Source organism: Streptomyces sp. SID3343 (genome assembly GCF_009865215.1).
GTDB lineage: Bacteria > Actinomycetota > Actinomycetes > Streptomycetales > Streptomycetaceae > Embleya.
This window is the reverse complement of the sequence record NZ_WWJX01000438.1, coordinates 1-2,394: the sequence shown is the minus strand read 5'-3', so window position 1 is coordinate 2,394 and position 2,394 is coordinate 1. Positions and strand designations below refer to the sequence as shown.

The window sequence follows — 2,394 nt, the reverse complement described above, 5'->3', positions numbered from 1 at the left end:
GGGGGCCCCCGGCAGTCCGTCGTTCGGCGTGATCCCCTTCGCCTCCGCGGCGCGGGTGGTTCGGTCGGCGGCCGTCGCGGTGCCGCCCGCCCCGCTCTGGGCGACGGCCACGGCCAGCGTCGTGACTGCGGCTATGCCCGCAGCCGAGGCGAGGGACACCCACACCCGGCGCCCCGGCACCAGACCGCGTCTGGGACGGGCCGGGCGGCGCGCGTAGGCCTGAGCCAACGAGGGCGCGGACGAACCGACGTGCGCCCCGGTTTCGTTGTCTTCGGACACGAACTCTCCTTCACAAACAGACAGTTGACGAGGCGGTATGCGGTATGCGGTATGCGGTATGCGGTTGGTCGGTGCGGTGTCAGTCGGCGTCGACGAGTCTCGGCAGGTCCGCCTCGTCGAGGAGGACCAGTTGTCGCGCGTCGGGCGCGTCGATGTCGGCCATGCGCATGGCCTGCCTCTCGGTCATCTGCTGGAACACCTGACGGGCGGTACGGCCGTTGCCGAACTGCGCGTTGCGCGGCATCGCGGTGAACAACTCGCCGAGTGCCTTGTGCGCGGGGACGCTGAGTTCGTAGCGGTGCCGGCCCGCGTGATGCTCGACGATGCGGACCAGGTCGTCCGCCGAGTAGTCGTCGAACAGCAGACTGCGGGTGAAGCGCGACGACAGGCCGGGGTTCGAGGTGATGAACCGCCCCATCTCGTCGGGGTAGCCCGCGACGATCACCACGACCTCGTCGCGGTGGTCCTCCATGAGTTTGACGAGGGTCGCGATGGCCTCGCCGCCGAAGTCGTTCGCAACGCCCGCGGGCACGAGCGCGTACGCCTCGTCGATGAACAACACGCCGCCGCGCGCGCGGTTGAACGACTCGGTGGTCTTGGGACCGGTGTGTCCGACGTACTCGCCGACCAGGGCGCTGCGGTCGACCTCGACCAGGTGGCCGCGTTCCAGGAGCCCGAGCGCCTTCAACAGCCTTCCGTACAACCGCGCGATGGTCGTCTTTCCCGTGCCCGGGTTGCCCGCGAACACCAGATGACGGCTCAGCGGCGGCGCGGGCAGCCCGGCCTCCTGGCGCCTGCGTACCGTCTGCATGAGCTTGACCATGCCTCCGACGTCGCGTTTGACCCCACCCAGTCCGACCAGTTCGGCGAGCTCGGCGAGCAGATCCTCCAGGGTCTCGGGCGGCGGCGGGGCCTCGCCCAACTCGGCCAGATCGACCGACACCGGTGCGGCGGGCATCGGTGGGCCGTCCGCCGGAGCGACCCCGGCCGGAATCGCGGGCGGGCGCGGTGCCGGGGTGGGCCCCTGCGACAGGGTGGGCAGCGCCGCCGCCGACACCCGGACGGACGCGCACTCCTCGAACACCGGTTGCGCGCCTTCGGTGTAGCCGACGTCCTGCGCGCAGTCGAAGACCCGGCAGCCGACGAAGCGCGGTTCGGCGTCGCGGCCGATGTGCAGAGCCGGGTAGGCGCATGCCGACAGGTCGCTGTGCTCGACCAGCCCTCGCGCGCCGTCGCCGAACAGGATGCCGTTCTTGCCGGTCCCCTCCACTCGGATGCCCCGCAGCATCGGTTCGGCGTTCCGTCCCACCACGAGGCCGCTGCCGCCGACGGCGAAGACGCCGCCGCCGTCCATGCGCAGCCGGGCACCGGAATCGACACTGACACCCGCGCTGCCCGTCTCGGCGATCCGGGTCGCGTACAGCGCGGCGACCGCGTCGGCGCCGATCTCGATGCCCGTCCTGCGTTGCCCGCTCACGACGCATTCACGCAGTTCGGACTCCGTGGACGAGCGCAGCCGTACTCCCGTCTCGCCGCCCTCGACCCGGCCGGCGCGCATCGACAGACGCGCCTCGTCGGCCACGTGCACGCCGCACATGCTCGCCCCGGTGACGGTGGTGTCCATGATCTCCGCGTGGGCGGACTCCACGACCGCGAGCCCGTGTTCGTCGCTGCCGTCGAGACGGCAACCGCCGATCCGGCCGTGTGCGTTGCCGCCGAGGTGTACCGCGGTGAATCCGGTGCGCGCGACGAGCGACGCGGTCATCGTCACCTCGGATTCGCCGAGCGCGACGACTCCGTTGGCGGATGGAGCGATGATCCGGCAGCCGTGCGCGGTCAGGTGCGCCGCGCCGCCGACCGCGACCGCGCTGCCCTTGGCGTCGGTGATCCGGCAGTCGTCGAGGCGGACGCGCGCCTGGTGTTCTGCCTGGACGCCGCTGCGGCCGACGTCGCGCACCCGGCAGTCGTCGAGGCGGACCTCGCCGCGTTCCTCGGCCAGGACGCCGTTGCGTCCGACGTCGTCGAGGGTCGTGTCCCGGGCCAGGAGCCGGGCGTCGCCGCGGACTCGCAGTGCCGAGCCGGAGGTGTCGCGCACGCGCAGCCGGTCGGCGAGCA

1 protein-coding gene and 1 pseudogene are annotated in these 2,394 nt (G+C 72.1%); both read right to left on the bottom strand.

All coding sequences use genetic code 11. The features are described 5' to 3' along the window. A pseudogene (locus tag GT354_RS14205) lies at positions 1-279 on the bottom strand (hypothetical protein); the annotation flags it as partial. A 79-nt stretch (positions 280-358) separates the two neighbouring features. Continuing rightward, positions 359-2,394: right-handed parallel beta-helix repeat-containing protein (locus GT354_RS14200; RefSeq protein WP_161356671.1), on the bottom strand; the 2,036-nt coding region annotated here is incomplete at its 5' end.